The organism is Catenuloplanes niger, from assembly GCF_031458255.1.
Taxonomy (GTDB): Bacteria; Actinomycetota; Actinomycetes; order Mycobacteriales; family Micromonosporaceae; genus Catenuloplanes; species Catenuloplanes niger.
This window is the reverse complement of record NZ_JAVDYC010000001.1, coordinates 6,332,531-6,347,464: the sequence shown is the minus strand read 5'-3', so window position 1 is coordinate 6,347,464 and position 14,934 is coordinate 6,332,531. Positions and strand designations below refer to the sequence as shown.

At 74.5% G+C, this 14,934-nt stretch carries 10 protein-coding genes; 4 read left to right on the top strand and 6 right to left on the bottom strand.

From position 1 onward, the window contains the following. The first annotated feature begins 59 nt into the window (after positions 1-59). The gene (locus J2S44_RS28230) at positions 60-4,478 is read left to right on the top strand and encodes a tetratricopeptide repeat protein (protein WP_310420083.1); all 4,419 of its coding nucleotides are present in this window, start codon (positions 60-62) and stop codon (positions 4,476-4,478) included. Between the two features lie 25 nt (positions 4,479-4,503). On the opposite strand, the gene J2S44_RS28225 is transcribed toward J2S44_RS28230, so the two are convergent. The 3 genes from J2S44_RS28225 to J2S44_RS28215 form a co-directional block, all read right to left on the bottom strand. Continuing rightward, complete coding sequence (locus J2S44_RS28225) at positions 4,504-5,709, bottom strand: IS110 family RNA-guided transposase (protein ID WP_310412446.1); 1,206 nt, start codon at positions 5,707-5,709, stop codon at positions 4,504-4,506. 260 nt (positions 5,710-5,969) lie between these two features. Then, positions 5,970-7,349 carry a sensor histidine kinase gene (locus J2S44_RS28220; protein WP_310420081.1) on the bottom strand — a complete coding sequence of 460 codons (1,380 nt, stop codon included), beginning with the start codon at positions 7,347-7,349 and terminating at the stop codon, positions 5,970-5,972. Beyond that, positions 7,350-8,009, bottom strand: coding sequence for a response regulator transcription factor (locus J2S44_RS28215; RefSeq protein WP_310420079.1), 660 nt, complete (start codon positions 8,007-8,009; stop codon positions 7,350-7,352). Positions 8,010-8,107: 98 nt separating this feature from the next. On the opposite strand from J2S44_RS28215, the gene J2S44_RS28210 reads away from it, so the two are divergent. Beyond that, positions 8,108-9,301, top strand: coding sequence for a LolA family protein (locus tag J2S44_RS28210; protein WP_310420078.1), 1,194 nt, complete (start codon positions 8,108-8,110; stop codon positions 9,299-9,301). Between the two features lie 46 nt (positions 9,302-9,347). Here J2S44_RS28210 and ahcY read toward each other — a convergent pair whose 3' ends face one another. Continuing rightward, a complete protein-coding gene (ahcY, locus tag J2S44_RS28205; RefSeq protein WP_310420076.1) occupies positions 9,348-10,781 on the bottom strand; it encodes an adenosylhomocysteinase in 1,434 nt (477 codons plus the stop codon). A gap of 223 nt (positions 10,782-11,004) precedes the next feature. On the opposite strand from ahcY, the gene J2S44_RS28200 reads away from it, so the two are divergent. After that, positions 11,005-11,757 (top strand): hypothetical protein, encoded by a 753-nt coding sequence (locus J2S44_RS28200; protein ID WP_310420075.1) that lies wholly within the window; start codon positions 11,005-11,007, stop codon positions 11,755-11,757. Between the two features lies 1 nt (position 11,758). Here the strand turns inward: J2S44_RS28200 and J2S44_RS28195 are convergent, their stop codons facing one another. Continuing rightward, complete coding sequence (locus J2S44_RS28195) at positions 11,759-12,853, bottom strand: citrate synthase 2 (RefSeq protein ID WP_310420073.1); 1,095 nt, start codon at positions 12,851-12,853, stop codon at positions 11,759-11,761. Between the two features lie 177 nt (positions 12,854-13,030). Between J2S44_RS28195 and J2S44_RS28190 the strand changes: the two genes are divergently transcribed. Further along, positions 13,031-13,795 (top strand): hypothetical protein, encoded by a 765-nt coding sequence (locus J2S44_RS28190; RefSeq protein WP_310420071.1) that lies wholly within the window; start codon positions 13,031-13,033, stop codon positions 13,793-13,795. 160 nt (positions 13,796-13,955) lie between these two features. Here J2S44_RS28190 and J2S44_RS28185 read toward each other — a convergent pair whose 3' ends face one another. Continuing rightward, positions 13,956-14,810: a hypothetical protein gene (locus J2S44_RS28185; protein ID WP_310420069.1), complete on the bottom strand. Its 855-nt coding sequence runs from the start codon at positions 14,808-14,810 to the stop codon at positions 13,956-13,958. Positions 14,811-14,934: the final 124 nt, after the last annotated feature.

The window sequence follows — 14,934 nt, the reverse complement described above, 5'->3', positions numbered from 1 at the left end:
CAGCACCGCCGAGAGCGCCCACTTGAACACATCGTTCCGGAACGAGCACTATGGGGCACGTGTCCCACGGATTGGCTGAACTGACAGCGCACGCGAAGGAACTGGTCGGCGCGGGCGACCTCGGGGCCGCCCAGATGCTGCTCAGTGACGCGCTCGCCGCCGTCGACGTCGATCCGCTGCGCGCGTCCGCCGACCTGGCCGACGCGGCGGGCCTGCTCGCCCGCATCCTGGTCGCGCTCGGCGAGCCACGGTCCGCACGGGCCTGGGCCACGTTCGCGCACACCGCCCAGCGGCGACTGCGCGGCCCGGCCGACGAACGCACCGTCGTCGCGGCCGCCACGCTCGCGGCCGTGCTGCACCGCGTCGGGGCGTTCGCCGGCGCGGCGCACCTCTACCGCGACGTGGTCGCCCGGCTCACCCTGGTCGACGGTCCCGGCTCGATGCGGGTGCTGGCCGCCCAGGCCGACCTGGCCACGGTCGAACACGCGCGCGGCGAGTGCGTGACGGCCCGGCGGCTGCTCGCGGACGCGTACCGGCGGCACCGCGAGACCTACGGCGAGGGCCACCCCGCGGGCATCAAGATGCTGGCCCGGCTCGGCACCATGGAACGCGACTGCGGCAACTTCGGCGAGGCCCACCAGCTCTTCGGCGGCGCCCGCGACCTCTGCCGCGAATACCTGCCGGCCGGCCACCCGATGGCGGCCCAGATCGCGGCGCTCGCCCGCGCGTCCGCCGACCCCGACCACGTCTGCCGCAACCTCTCCCCCGCCGACGACGACTTCTCCGCCGACCCGCCCCTCGGCGAAACCCTGCCCTTCACCGGTACGCCGGAAGCCGCGCACCCCGCCGCGACGGCCGATCCCGGGCCGGACCCGGAGCCGGCGGGTGCCGGCGACGGCCCGGCTCCCGCGGGCCCGGGCATCGACGGTGGGGACGCGGAGACGCGGGGTGCCGCACGGGCCGCGGACGCCACGGTCACCGGCGCGGCACCGGAGCGGGAGACGCCGGCGGCCGGCTCCCCGTGGGGGACGGCGCCGCAGCGACAGACCGGACCGTCGCCGTGGGCGCCGGAGGCCGCCGGTGTCGCGCACACCGCGGGCGCGGCGGGGGGTTCCGCCGGCTCCGGTGCCGCGGGCGCGTCCGGTGCCACGGGCACTTCCGGTCCCACAGATGCCGCTGAGGCCTCAGGTGCGGCGGATGCCGCCCGGGCCTCGGGTGCGGCGGATACGGCCGGCGCCGTGGGTTCGTGGGCGGCCGACGGTGCCGCGGGTCGCCCGGAGCCGGCGGACGCTACGACGTTCCCGGGCGGTGCCGGCTACCCACCCGCGCCCGGCGAGTCGGCGGATCCGGCACGTCTGTCGGCGCCGGCGGCTGTCGCGCATGACGACGAGTCGCCGCACGGCGCGTCCGAAAAGGACGACGGTTCCGACATCGGCCGGCCGGGCGGCGAGGTGTGGCGGGGATCCAGCGAGGACGACGGCACCGAGGCCTGGCGCCTGCCACCCACGCACCCGGGCCCGGCGAGATCCGCACCCGCGGCGCCCGATCCCGCGGCACCCGCACCGGCGGCGTCCGATTCCACGGCTTCCGTACCGGCGGCGGCCGATTCCGCGGCTTCCGCACCGGCGGCGGCCGATCCCATGGCTCCCGCACCGACAGGGCTCGAGTCCGCCGCGCCCGCACCGACGGCATCCGGCCTCTCGGGGCTCGCACCGGCAACGCCCGATCACACGGCGCTCGCACCGGCGGCGCCCGAGCCCGGAACACGCGCGGCGGCGACCGAGGCAACGGCAGCTCCGGAATCCGTGGTGCCCGCGCCGCCGGACGAGGATCGCGAATCGGGCACACGTGCGGTGGGCGACGACCACACGACAGCGTCGTGGCGACCGCTCCCGAGCGATGTCGATACTGCGGCAACGGTTGAGGAACCGGCGGACGGCTCCCGGGATCGGCGCTCCGGCTCCGAGTCCCCGCCGCTGGAGGACGACGCCTCGGCGTTCACGGCCGACACGCAGCCGGCCGCGCCGTGGCAACCGCCGACGCCGGATTCGGGTACCGCCACGGCACCGCCGGCCAGCCCCGGCACGCCGCCGCACTACACGCCCGGCACCGGCACGCCCGCGGAAGACGAACTCGGCGCGACCACACCACCGCGGGCCGACATCGACGCGCTGCCGGGGCACGATCTCGACGCGGGCGTTCCGCCGGAGCGTGATTTCGGTGCCGGTTCGCTGCCGCTCCCGGATAGCGGCACCGGCACGACATCGGAACCCGACGGCGGCGCCCTGCCACGACGAGAGTCCGATCCCGGCGGGCCGGCGGAGCGAGCGTCCGGTTCCGGCCGGCTGGCGGAGCGCGACGATGAGCCGGTGGTCGGGCCGTGGCATCCGCCGTTGCAGGGCGGCGACGACATCGAGCCGTGGCGCGCGGTCAGTTTCTACGCCGCGCCCCGGCCGGCCGGAGCGGACGTACCGTGGACGCCGCCGGCCGGGACGCAGCCGTCGGCCGCCCACGAGACGTGGGCACCGGCTCCGGACGCTCCCGCGGACGCCGGGCGACCGGCCCCGGAGCCGACCGGGCACGCCGGGCCGACCGGGCACGCCGGACCGACCGGGCACGCCGGGCTGCCGGTTCACGAGCAGAGCGGGCCGGCCGGGCAGGGCGAGCCACCGGTCTACGAGCGGGCCGGGTTCGCCGGGCAGGCCGGGCCGGGTGGCGAGCGGCCGGGGTTGCCGGGTGGCCCACCGACACCCGGTGAGCAGCCGGCGCCGGAGCCCTGGCGGCCCCGGACCGGGCGGCCGGAGGCGTGGCAGCCACCGACCGAGCGCGGTCCGTCCGAGCCGTGGCCCCGGGGCAGCGACAGCGGCGCGACGCCGTGGACGCCGCCGGCCAGGACGCCGTCGCCGGACGCCGCGCCCACGCCGCGCTATCCCGCGTCCGGCATCCCGCGGTCCACCCCGTGGGTGTCGGGTGTCTCGGCCCATCCGGCCCCGATCCCCCCGCCGGCCGCGCCGGCCGAGTCCGGTCCGGCCGCGGGGTCGTCCGGCGCGGGTGCCCGGGGCGGCTCCGAGACCGGAGCGGACCGGCCGGCCGACGCCGGGACCAGCGCGACGCCCGGCGCCCCGCACGCGTGGAGCGACGTGCGGCCCGGAGCGGGGACGCCGGACGACGGCGGCACGGCCGCGACGTCCGGCGCCGGGTACGCCTGGAGCGGTGCGGGATCCGAGGCGGACGAGTCGTTCGGTGACCGGCCGCTGGACGAGCCGCCGGCCTGGCGTCCGCCGGACGCGTCCGGGGCCTGGTCGGCCGCGCCACCGGCCGCGCCGCAGCGGCCGGAGCAGCCGGGTCAGGTACCGCCGCAGGCGCGGGCCGCCCGGTACGCGACACCGCCGTCGCCGGCCTCCTACGACGACCGCCGCACCGGCACACCGGCCGATCCCTACGCCGACCAGCGCGAGGCCACGCCGACCAACCACGGCTACCGCACCGACACGCCGGCCGATCCCTACGCCGACCAGCGCGGCGCCACCCCGGCCACGCACCACGACGGCACCGGCACGCCCGACGATCGCTATGCGGACCGGCGGGAGGCAACGCCGGACGAGCGGTACTGGACGGATGACAGTTCGGCCGCGCCGCTGCCGCCGGCGGTCTTCGACGATCTGGCCGGGCGTCCGCCGCAGGCCTCGCCGCCCGCGGTCGCGCAGCCTCGGCAGCCGGTCCCGGCGGAGAACCGCGCGCCGGTGGAGAGCCGGCCGCCGGACGAGCAGTCCCGCGGTTACGCGCAGCGTCAGGCCCGGCAGGACCAGCCGTGGCGTTCGCCGGCCCGGGGCGTCCGCACGCCGCCGCCCGGTGGCCGTTACTCGCCGCTGGCGCCGGGCTACGGCCAGCCCGGACAGGCGCAGATCAAGGCGCACCGCCGCACCCAGGGCGACCGGTCGCTGACCGCGGGGCCGGCGCAGCAGCGGCCGGGGATGCTGGTGCCGGCCCGGCGCGCGCCGGGCCTCGCGCCGGAGCGTTACCCGGAGCGTCCGACCGGGAAGATCGTGGCCGCGCTGGTCGCGGTCGGGCTGGGCACGGTCGTGGTGATCGGCGGTTTCCTGCTGACCGAGCGCGACACCCGGGAGGCACCGCCGCCGGCGCCGACCGCGAGCGCGAACCCGCCGTCCGGCGGTGCGACGCCGCCCCCGGCGGAGGCTCCGGCTCGCGCGGGTGGTGGCCCGCCGTCGAACGTGCGGATCCAGGACTCCCGCACGCAGGTGACGCTGACCTGGACGTACCCGGACAACGCGGAGGGCCCGGTGGTGCTGACCGGCGGCCGGCGCGGCAACTCGGTGGCGATCGAGGAGTTGCCGGCCGGCAGCGAGCAGTACCCGGTCTACAACCTGAACCCGGACGCCGACTACTGCTTCACGGTCGCGATCGTCTACTCGACCAGCGAGATCGAGAAGGCGCCGGAGGTCTGCACGAGCCGCTGACCGGGGGGTGTCCCTATGGTTTTCGTCAAGCCTCAGGGGCAGATTCCTTGGTTGTTTTGGGCTGGTACGGGGTTTTGGTGCGGAGCATGGCGTGGAGGACGTCGGCGCGGCGGCGGGCGAGGCAGATGATGGCGGCGTTGTGTTTCTTGCCCTCAGCGCGTTTGCGGTCGTAGTAGGCCCTGGATGGTGGGTGGGACAGCGACGCGAACGCGGCGAGGAAGAACGCGCGTTTGAGCTGCTTGTTCCCGGATTTCGGCGGGTGTTCGCCGCGGATCGAGCTGCCGGAACGCCGCGTCACGGGCGCGAGCCCGGCGTAGGCGGCGAGGTGCCCTGCGGTCTTGAACGCGGTGGCGTCGCCGACTTCGAGGAGTATCCGGGCGCCGGTCCTGACGCCGATGCCGGGCATCGAGGTCAGGACCTCGGCGAGAGGGTGGGCATCAAGCATCCGTTCGACCTCGTCCGCGACCTGGTCACGCTGCTGCATGGCCTGCCGGAGGCTGTCGGCGAGTCGGGGCAGGACGGTCTCGGCGGCGGTGGTGCCGGGGACGGTGACGGTCTGCTCGTCCAGCGCGGCCAGGACCTGCTCGATGAGCCGGGCTCCCATCCGTGGCGCCTTCGGGGCGACGATCGAGGTGAGGTCGCGCCGGCCGGTCGTGCGCAGCCCAGCGGGGCCGCCGCAACGGGACAGCAGTTCCAGCACCGCTGGGTGGGTGACTTTGGGGCCGAGGATGCGTTCCAGTGGCGGGTGGATCTGGGTGAGCAGGCCGCGGATGCGGTTGCTGATCCGGGTGGCCTCGCCGGCCAGGTCGTCGTCGTAGCCGATCAGGACCTCCAGCTCGGCGAGGGTCTCGTCGCCGGTGTCGACGCGGCGCAGGGTGTGGGGCAGGGTGCGGGCGGCGTCGGCGATGACGTAGGCGTCTCTGGCGTCGGTCTTGGCCGTGCCGGGGTGGAGGTCGGCGAGGCGGCGCATCGCGAGTCCGGGCAGGTAGGCGACCTGGCAGCCGGTGGCGCGGGCGACCGCGACGGGCAGGGCGCCGATCGAGGCGGGCTGATCGACGACGACCAGGACCCGGCCGTGCCGGGCGAGTTTGGTGAACAGGGTCTTCAGACGTTTCTCGGTGTTCGGCAGCGGCGCATCGTGCAGCCGCTTTCCGTCCCGGCCGAGGGCGACCGCGTGGTGGTCGCTCTTGCCGACGTCGAGCCCGAGGAACACGTCGTACTCGTTGTGCACCGCATGCCTTCCATCACCGCAGGTCAACCGGGGTCCAGTCGCGGTCGGGCGTCGAACTGCCGGCACCCACGTTACGAAGAGACCAACCCCAGCAAGCGGGGCGGCCGGGTCCCTATTCAGCGGTCCGTCGACGCCACCCGACCCGGCGGCAACACCCCCCGGATCATGCGTACGACAGGGGGAAAGAGCCATACCGAGCCGAGCGACCAAACAACCCCGAAGGGGTTGATCAAAAAGGTAACGGGGAGGCGGCCGGGCGCTCACTCCGGCAGCACCGGCAGCCGGATCTCCGCGCGCAGGCCGGACGGTGTCGCGTCGGCCAGCGTGATCGTGCCGTGGTGCAGCCGGACCACCTCGCGGACGATGGCCAGGCCGAGTCCGGATCCGCCGGCGTCGCGGGCGCGCGCGTCGTCGAGCCGGGTGAACCGGTCGAAGACGCGTTCCCGGTCCGCGGCCGGGATGCCGGGCCCGTCGTCGGTGACCGCGATCAGGTGCCGGCCGGCGTCCGTGCCGATGGTCAGCGCGACCGTGGACCGCGCGTGCCGGCCCGCGTTGTCGAGCAGGTTCGACACGGCGCGGCGCAGCGCGTCCGCGTCGCCGTCGGTCCAGAACTGTTCGGCCGGTGCGGTGAACGCGACGTCCGGGTAGCGCGCGGCCAGGTCGGTGAGCAGTTCGCCGAGTTCGACCGGTGCGGTGCGCCGCGCGGCCTCGGCCGAGTCGTCCGCGCGGGCGAGCAGCAGCAGGTCGTCGACGAGCCGGGAGAGCCGGTCCGCGTCCAGCATCAGGTCGTCGGCGAACGCGGGCCAGTCGGTGTCGCCGGGCAGCCGCTGCGCGACCTCCAACTGGACCCGCATGCTGGCCAGTGGGCTGCGCAGCTCGTGTGCCGCGTCCGCGACGAACGCGCGCTGCCGGGCGCGGGCGGTGTCGAGCCGGGCGAGCATGTCGTTGAGCGTGACCGCGAGCCGGTGGATCTCGTCGCGGGACGCGGGGACCGGCAGCCGCCCGGCCCGCCCGCTGCCGGTGATCTCCTCGGCGCCGCGCCGCAGTTCCTCGACCGGGCGCAGCGTGGCGCCGACGACCCGCCATCCGACGATCGCGAGCACGACGACCAGCAGCGGAAACGCGACGAGCAGCGCGGTACGGACCACGTTCGCGCTCTGGTAGAGGTCGTCCATCGACTTGGCGACGAGCACGGTGAGGCGGCCGTCCCCGGTGTCGACGCCGGCCGGGACGACCAGCACCGGTCCTTCGATGCCGAGCCGCACGCCGTCGATCAGCACGCGTTCGCCCGCGGTGGCGCGCGACAGCTCGTCCGGGTGCAGCATCGGGACGAGCCGGTCCGCGCCGACCGACGAGTGCCGCACCCGTCCCCGGTCGTCGACGACCTGCACGCGCACGTCCGTGCCGGCCACCGGGACCGGTGCCGGGGGGCGCAGCACGTCCTCCCGGATCAGCGCCACCACGCCCTGCGCGGTCTTGGCCGCCTCCGCGTTCGCGGTGCGGTTCAGCGCGAAGCCGAGCGCGCCGATCAGCGTGATCCCGCCGAGCGCGAGTCCGACGGTGAGCCCGAAGACGCCCAGCAGCACGATGCGGGTACGCAGTGAGCGCTCACGGCGTACCGCGGACGGGGTGGTCGTCATCTAGAGCGCCGAGAGGCGGTAGCCGGCGCCGCGCACGGTCTCCAGGAGATCCCGGCCGATCTTGCGGCGGAGGTAGCCGACGTAGACCTCCACCGCGTTCGGCGCGGTCTCCATGGCGGCGTCCCAGACGTGGTCGAGCAGTTCGGTCTTGGAGACCACCTCGCCCTCCCGGCGCATCAGGTACTCCAGCAGCGCGAACTCGCGTGCGGTCAGCGTGATCGCGGCGCCGGCCCGCTCGACCCGGCGCTGGGCCGGGTCGAGCGTGAGGTCGCCGACCGTGAGCACGGCCGGCCGCTGCGGTGCGCCGCGGCGCAGCAACGCGCGCAGCCGGGCCAGCAGCACCACGAACGAGAACGGCTTGGTGAGGTAGTCGTCGGCGCCGCAGTCGAGGCCGTCCGCCTGGTCGTACTCGCCGTCCTTCGCGCTGAGCATCAGCACCGGCAGCCACACGTCCTCGGCGCGCAACTGGCGCACCACGCGATAGCCGGACAGGCCGGGCAGCATCACGTCCAGGATCATCGCGTCGTATCCGCCGTGCCGGGCCATCTCCAGCCCGGTCGGCCCGTCCGCGGCCACGTCCACCGCGAACCCCTCGGCCTGCAGGCCGCGCTGCACCGCCCGCGCCATCCGGGCCTCGTCCTCGACCACCAGCAGTCGCATGGGGGTTACAGTGCCACGAAGTCCCTGAGGCCGGTCTCAGCGGCTCAGCTTCGTCACAGGCACGCCGACCCATCATGGTTGCAGGAGGTGCGACACCCATGTCATTGATGAAGTCTCAGACGGCCCGACGGTGGCTGATCCCGGCCGCCGCCGCGGTCACCATCATCGGCGGAGGCGCCGCGGTGGGCGCGCTCGCCGCGGGCGCCGACTCGGTGCTCCCGCAGCGCAGCGCGGCCGAGCTCCTGGTCGATCTGCAGAACGCGAAGGTCGACGGCCTGTCCGGCACCGTCGTGCAGTCGGCCGATCTCGGCCTGCCCGGCATCGCGAAGCTTGCCGCGGACGTCGGCGGTGAGACCGGCAACCTCGGTTCGCTGGTCGCCGGCACGAACACGCTCCGCGTCTGGCACTCGGAGCCGGACAAGTCCCGGGTCGCGCTGGTCGGCACGCTCGGCCAGACGGACGTGATCCGCAACGGTACGGACGTGTGGATCTGGCAGAGCGCGGGCAACACCGCGCAGCACTGGACGGTCCCGGCCGAGCACGCGGACGACGCGCCGCTGCCGCTGGCCTCGGACCTGCCGACCACCCCGCAGGAGGCCGCCGATCAGGCGCTCGCCGCGGTGGACCCGACCACCGAGGTCGTGGTGGGCCGGTCGGCGAAGGTGGCCGGCCGGGACGCGTACGAGCTGATCCTGCGGCCGCGCGACGACGCGTCACTGGTCGGCGAGGTGCGGCTGGCGATCGACGGTGAGCACAAGATCCCGCTGCGGGTCGAGGTGCTGGCGAAGAAGGACAGCGTGTCCGCGTTCAAGATCGCGTTCACCCAGGTCGACTTCGGCCGGCCGGACGCGGAGCAGTTCGCGTTCAACCCACCGCCGGGCGGCACCGTCACCGAGGGCAACGCCAAGGACCTCGAGGACGCCACGGCCGAGGCCGGCAAGGAGCCGACGGCCGAGGAGCGGGCCGCGATGGACAAGGTCGCCGAGGCCGCGCAGCCGAAGACGGTCGGCGAGGGCTGGACCACGGTCCTGACCGTGGACCTGAACGCGGCCCAGGGTGCGGTGCCGGGGTCGGAGAAGCAGTCCGGCAAGCCGGAGTCCGCGCCGGAGGACGGGCTCAGCGCCGACCAGCTGTCCGCGCTGTCCGAGACGTTCCCCGAGGTGAGCGGCGCCTGGGGCAAGGGCAACCTGCTCTCCAGCAACCTGTTCAGCGTGCTGGTCACCGACGAGGGCAAGCTCTACGCGGGCCTGGTCGCGCCGGAGAAGCTGTACGAGGTCGCCGCGGCGAACTGAGTGCGAGGGTGAAGCGGGGCGCCGGCCGGCGCCCCGCTTCCGTGCGTCAGTACCGGTAGTGCTCCGGCTTGTACGGCCCCTCGACGGCCACGCCGAGGTACTCCGCCTGCGCCTTGGTGAGCGTGGTCAGCCGGACGCCGAGCGCGTCCAGGTGCAGCCGCGCCACCTTCTCGTCCAGGTGCTTCGCCAGCATGTGCACGCCGGTGGCGTACGAGCCGGTCCACAGCTCGATCTGCGCGATCACCTGGTTGGCGAACGAGTTCGACATGACGAAGCTGGGGTGCCCGGTCGCGTTGCCCAGGTTCATCAGCCGGCCCTCGGAGAGCACCAGGATCGAGTGCCCGTCCGGGAAGCGCCACTCGTGCACCTGCGGCTTGACCTCGATCTTCTCGACCCCCGGGTACGCCGCGAGCCCGGCCATGTCGATCTCGGTGTCGAAGTGGCCGACGTTGCCGACGATCGCGTTGTGCTTCATCCGCGACATGTGGTCCGCGGTGATGATGTCGGTGCCGCCGGTCGTGGTGATGAAGATGTCGGCCCGGTCCACGACGTCGTCGACCGTGGTGACCTCGAACCCGTCCATCGCGGCCTGCAGCGCGCAGATCGGGTCGATCTCGGTGACCACGACGCGGGCGCCCTGCCCGCGCAGTGCGGCGGACGCGCCCTTGCCGACGTCGCCGTAGCCGCAGACCACCGTGAGCTTGCCGCCGAGCATGACGTCGGTGGCCCGGTTGAGCCCGTCCGCGAGCGAGTGGCGGATGCCGTACTTGTTGTCGAACTTGCTCTTGGTCACCGAGTCGTTCACGTTGATCGCCGGGAAGAGCAGCGTCTGCTCGGCCGCCATCCGGTAGAGCCGGGCCACGCCGGTCGACGTCTCCTCGCTGACGCCGCGCAGTCCGGCGGCGATGCGGGTGAACCGCTGCGGGTCCTCGGCCAGGCTCGCGCGCAGCGTCTCCAGGATGATCCGCTGTTCCTCGTGGTCGCCCTCGGCCGCCTGCGGAACCGCGCCGGCCCGCTCGAACTCGACGCCCTTGTGCACCAGCAGCGTCACGTCGCCGCCGTCGTCGACGATCAGGTTCGGCCCCTGGCCGTCCCCGAAGTCGAACAGCTGCATGGTGCACCACCAGTACTCCTCCAGCGTCTCGCCCTTCCAGGCGAAGACCGGGGTGCCGGCCGCGACCACGGCCGCGGCCGCCTCGTCCTGCGTGGAGAAGATGTTGCAGGAGACCCAGCGGACGTCGGCGCCGAGCGCGACCAGCGTCTCGATCAGCACCGCGGTCTGCACGGTCATGTGCAGCGAGCCGGCGATCCGCGCCCCGCGCAGCGGCTTGACGTCCGCGTACTCCCGGCGCAGCGCCATCAGGCCGGGCATCTCGTGCTCGGCCAGCCGGATCTGGTGCCGTCCCGCCTCGGCCAGCGAGAGGTCCGCGACCTTGTAGTCCTGACTTTTCACGTTTTTTCTCCTCTTGTGTGACGCCATCGGCCTCGTCAGGCCATGCGGCGATACCGGGAGACGACGAAAAGGGCGCCTCCGCGGTACGGAGGCGCCCTTCGTCAAACGACACAGGCCGAGCGTGGCGGACACCACGGTCCGTCGCAGCGCCTCTCGGCCTGCCCCGAGTCTAACTCCGCCGCGGCGCGATGCGGAACACCGAAAACCGACCGGGACGCGGCTCACCCCGGTTCCGCATAGACTGACCACCGTGGATCCTCGGGGGCGCCGGCGTGCTCGGCGCGCACGCGCTCCCCGGCGCCGCGTGCTCGTCCTCGCCGCGATCCCGCTGGTCCTGATGGTCACCGCGATCGCGGCGCTGACGGTGGCCTACCCGTCCGTCGTCGCGCTGGCCTGCCCGGCCTGCTACGGCTTCGCCGAGATCCAGCCGCGCGTGTACGTCGAACGCGGTGCCACCGGCGCCCGGCGCGCGACGGTCACGGCCGCGCTCACCACCGCCGACGCCGCGCTGCGCACGTTCTACGGCGACCGGGTCAGCGCGCCGCGCGTCCTGGCCTGCGTCACCGACGACTGCTACCAGCGGCTACGCGGCGGCGGCAGCAGGGGCATCGCGGTCCTGAACCGCGGCGTGCTGCTCTCCCCCGCCGGCCTCGACCCGGTCATCGCGACGCACGAGCTCGCCCACGTCGAACTGCACGAGCGGCTCGGCTCGGCCACCGTCCCGCGGTGGTTCGACGAAGGCCTCGCGGTCGTCGTCTCCGACGATCCCCGCTACCTCGCGCCGGCCGGGAGCGCCGACCGGTGCCTGCTGCCGCCGGCCGAGGCCCGGCCGCTCACCGCCCGCGACTGGAACCTGAGCACCGCGGGCGCGGACAACGCCTACCCGAAGGCCGCCTGCCTGGTCAGCCACTGGCTCGCCGCGTCCGGCGGTCCCGCCGCCGTGCACGACCTCGTGGCCGGCCTGCGCGCCGGCACCCCGTTCCACGCGCTCGTCGCGCCGTGACCTACAGCGAGTCCCAACCGGGGACGGCGGACGGCTTGCGCGAATCCGGCCCGGTGTAGCGGGCGGACGGCCGGACGAGCCGGCCCAGCTTCTTCTGTTCGAGGATGTGGGCGCTCCAGCCGGCGACCCGGGCGCACGTGAAGACCGACGTGAACATGTGCGCCGGCACCTCCGCGAAGTCGAGCACCACGGCGGCCCAGAACTCGACGTTCGTGGGCAGGACGCGGTCCGGGCGGCGGGCGGAGAGCTCCTCGAGCGCGGCCCGCTCCAGGGCCTCGGCCACCTCGTACCGCGGCGCTCCGAGCTCCTTGGCGGTGCGGCGGAGCACGCGGGCGCGCGGGTCCTCGGCGCGGTAGACGCGGTGGCCGAAGCCCATCAGGCGCTCGCCGCGGTCGAGGACGCCGCGGACGTATCCGGCCGGGTCGCCGGAGTACTCCACGGCCTCGAGCATCTGCAGCACGCGGGTGGGTGCGGCGCCGTGCAGCGGGCCGGAGAGCGAGCCGATCGCGGCGGAGATGCAGGCGGCGACGTCCGCGCCGGTGGAGGCCGCGACCCGCGCGGTGAACGTGGACGCGTTCATGCCGTGCTCGGCCGCGGAGATGAAGTACGCGTCGACGGCCTTGATGTGCCGCGGGTCGGGGTCGCCGCGCCAGCGGCGCATGAAGCGCTCGACCACGGTGTCGGCCTTGTCGATCTCCTTCTGCGGCACCGCGGGGAGGCCGAGCCCGCGCGCGGACTGGGCGACGAACGACAGCGCGGTGACGGAGACCCGGGCCAGGTCGGCGCGGGCCTGCTCGTCGGAGGCGTCCAGCAGCTGGGGCAGCCCCCAGTACGGCGCGAGCATGGCGACCGCGGACTGCACGTCGACGCGGATGTCGCCGGAGTGCACCGGCACCGGGAACGGCTCGGCCGGCGGCAGGCCGGGGCCGAACTCGCCGTCGACCAGCAGCGCCCACACGTTGCCGAACGACACCTGGCCGATGAGGTCCTCGATGTCCACGCCGCGATAGCGCAGCGAGCCGCCCTCGCGATCCGGTTCCGCGATGTCGGTCTCGAATGCGATCACACCCTCGAGACCGGGTTTGAACGTGGTCATCGTCCCCTCCTCACAGGCACCGCGGGACGGCGTCCCGGCACGGGGAACCGTCGTTTCGTCGGAGTTTTCCGTACGTTACCGCCGGGCGATACGTTACGTGACCCAAGCCACGACCCGCGTGACCGCGCCTACGCCTTTCGCCCAGACTCTGGCCATTTTTCACCATATATTGGACAAATGGAGGAAGTAGCCGCGCACTCGGTGGCCTGGTGGGCAGAGCTGCTCGCCACCTCGGAGCACTTCGACGCGCCGTACTTCCTGGAGGAGCTGACCAGCGCACTCTCGCCACGGATCGCCAACCCGCTGGTCCGCCGCGAGGTCGAGCTGGCCGCCGCCACCGTGAACCGGCACCTGCTGCGCCCGCTGGACGAGAGTCTCGCGGACGACGCCGCGGCGGCCCGGCAGCGCCTGCGCAGCACGCTCGACCGGGTGGACGCGGACAGCACCCGGCTCGCCGAGGCCCAGGTGGTCGACGCCGCGGTGGCCGGCGACTACCCGGGCGCGGCCGCGGCCGCGGAACCGCTGCTCGGCGCGCACCCCACGCTGCTGCTGGCGATGACCGCACTGCGCCTGGAGCGCTTCGACACCGAACTGGCCGTGAACCTGCTGGCGGCCGGCCGCTCACCGGAGGAGGCCATCCGGTACGGCAGCCTGGTCGGCCGCTACGCGTGGTGGCCGAAGTGGCTGCTGGAGATCGGCACCCGCCGCGCGATGGAGGGCACGCTCGACGAGCGCATGATCACCGCGCTGGACACGTGCGCGTTCGCGAAGCTGACCGCGGCCCAGACGCACATCGCCCGCAAGCTGCTCAGCGGCGACGACCGCGCGTTGCGCACCGCGGCCGAGCACCTGGACACGATCGGCGAGGCCGCCGCGGCCGACGAGCTGCGCAACGGCGACCTGACCCCGGTCGCGCTGGCCGCGAAGATGATGACGCTGTAGCGGCCCGCGTAGCGGAAAGAACATCAGAGGACCGTCTTCCCGCTTCCGGCGTGGCCGGGTTCCCAGTGCTCCCGCGGGCACCGGTCGGCCGCGGGCGGCCTCTCTGCCGGTCACGCGGTGGCCGGGCCGAAACACCACGGCGGCCGCGCGGACCGGCAGGTCAGGCCCGTTCCGGTGCGGCGAGGCGGGCGCCGGCCAGCACCGCCAGCAGCGCGCCGAGCAGCGCCGCACCGGCGAGCGCGGCGGACTCCGCGTCGAGGACGATGCCGGCCGGAACCGTGGAGGCCGCCGAATACCTCAGACCCGGTTGCACGAACGCGCCGCCCTCAGTGAGTCCGGCGAGCGAGAGCGTGGTGCGCAACATGTCACCGCCGGCCACGGCGATCCGCACGGCCACCCACGCCGCGGCCACGAGCACGAGCCCGCCGATCACCGCGAGCCCGGCGGGCACGGCCGTGGCGGGCACGGCTGCCGCCCGAGCAGCGGGCACGGCTGGCGCGGCGGGCACGGCTGGCGCGGCCGTGGCCGGCACGGCTGCCGCCCGAGCAGCGGGCACGGCTGGCGCGGCGGGTGTCGCCGGCGCGGGCGACCCGGCGGGCGTCGCCGGCGCGGGCGGCCCGGCGGACACGGCCGGGCGTGACCGGTGCAGCGATCGGGTGATCGATGCGCCGACGCAGCCGATCGCGAGGATCAGGCAGCCGACGGCGAGGAGCTGGGCCGCGTAGGCGGTCCGGTAGCGGTCGACGTCGAGCGCCGCCTGGAGCGGGTTCACGAATCGCCACCTGCCCAGTTCCCACATCCGCAGCACGATCGCTCCGGCGGCCAGCAGCGGGATCGCCCGCAGCAGCACGCGGGCCGGAGCGTCCGCCACCCGGCCGACCGACGGGTGCGTGATGAGCAGCGCCGCGGCCGTCGCGGCCGCGACACCGGCGACCCACGGCAGCAGGAGCACGGCCCCGGCGACGGCGAGACCGGCGACGCCGAGGATCACCGGAGCAGATCTGAGCCAACGCATCGACACAGACTAGGCCGTGTATCGACGTGGGGGTCGGGGCGAGGTCGTCCGGGTGCGCGGCGCGGACGCCCGCATACCGGTGTTGTACGGGCGACGTGCGGCCGGGCGGCGCCTGGGGCCTCGC

What these genes read in the sequence shown, in the direction of transcription:
- J2S44_RS28185 (WP_310420069.1), bottom strand. Translation starts at nt 14,810, where the DNA reads ATGCGTTGGCTCAGATCTGCTCCGGTGATCCTCGGCGTCGCCGGTCTC.
- J2S44_RS28215 (WP_310420079.1), bottom strand. Translation starts at nt 8,009, where the DNA reads ATGCGACTGCTGGTGGTCGAGGACGAGGCCCGGATGGCGCGGGCGGTG.
- J2S44_RS28190 (WP_310420071.1), top strand. Translation starts at nt 13,031, where the DNA reads ATGGAGGAAGTAGCCGCGCACTCGGTGGCCTGGTGGGCAGAGCTGCTC.
- J2S44_RS28220 (WP_310420081.1), bottom strand. Translation starts at nt 7,349, where the DNA reads ATGACGACCACCCCGTCCGCGGTACGCCGTGAGCGCTCACTGCGTACC.
- J2S44_RS28195 (WP_310420073.1), bottom strand. Translation starts at nt 12,853, where the DNA reads ATGACCACGTTCAAACCCGGTCTCGAGGGTGTGATCGCATTCGAGACC.
- ahcY (WP_310420076.1), bottom strand. Translation starts at nt 10,781, where the DNA reads ATGGCGTCACACAAGAGGAGAAAAAACGTGAAAAGTCAGGACTACAAG.
- J2S44_RS28210 (WP_310420078.1), top strand. Translation starts at nt 8,108, where the DNA reads ATGTCATTGATGAAGTCTCAGACGGCCCGACGGTGGCTGATCCCGGCC.